General features: G+C 58.6%; 1 protein-coding gene and 1 pseudogene. Both read right to left on the reverse strand.

Annotated features, from left to right (window positions below; all coding sequences use genetic code 11):
* Positions 1–255 (reverse strand): annotated as a pseudogene (locus AC1DRJ_RS30480) (allantoicase); the annotation flags it as partial.
* Positions 256–343: 88 nt separating this feature from the next.
* A partial coding sequence (gene uraD / locus AC1DRJ_RS30485) for a 2-oxo-4-hydroxy-4-carboxy-5-ureidoimidazoline decarboxylase (protein WP_477805385.1) occupies positions 344–814 on the reverse strand: 471 nt, incomplete at its 5' end.

An 814-nucleotide genomic window follows, 5' to 3' on the forward strand; every position in this document is an offset into this window, starting at 1 on the left:
GCCTTTGATCGAGCCCGCTACACCGAGGCGGATCACGGCACTGTCGTAGCCTTCGAAGCGCTTGCGGCGCGACTCCCAGCCGTCCATCCACTTGCCGTTGTCATCGAACACGCCTTCTTTCCACACAGCCGGAGTCGGCTGGAACAGGCGGTTGGCATCAGCGAACCAGTCATCGGTGACCGAGATGATTTTGGTGCCCAGGCGGGCGTCGGCCAGGTTGACGAACTTCTCGAAAGGTACGGCGTAAGCTTTCATTCTTCTTGTCTGCCTTTAATAAGTTGGCTTGGGATGCTTGCAGTGCCCTGGGCGATGTCTGCGTTCCATGTCGCCAGGGCAAGGCTCGCTATAGGGTCAGTAAACGGAACAACGCAATCTTGTTGATCTCTGCCAGCGCGCATTTGAATTCGGTGTCGACCGAGTTGTGAATGCGCGTTTCGAACGCCGCGAGGATCTGATGCCGGTTGCTGCCTTTTACCGCCATGATGAAGGGAAACTTGAACTTGGCTTTGTAGGCGTCGTTCAGCTCGGTGAAGCGCTGGAACTCTTCGGCCGTGCATTGGTGAATACCGGCGCCAGCCTGTTCATTGGTGCTGGCTTCGGTCAGTTGGCCCTGGACGGCCGCACGGCCTGCCAGGTCCGGGTGAGCGTTGATCAGTGCCAGCTGGCTTTCGTGATCGGCGCTCAACAGGATGTCGCTCATGCGCTGGTGCAGGGTTTCGATCTCGTCGATCGACGCGTCCTGGCCCAGGTCGAAGGCCTTTTCGGCCACCCATGGCGAATGTTCGTAGATGTCGGCGAAAGCGGCAACGAATGC

The organism is Pseudomonas sp. P5_B2, assembly GCF_056400445.1.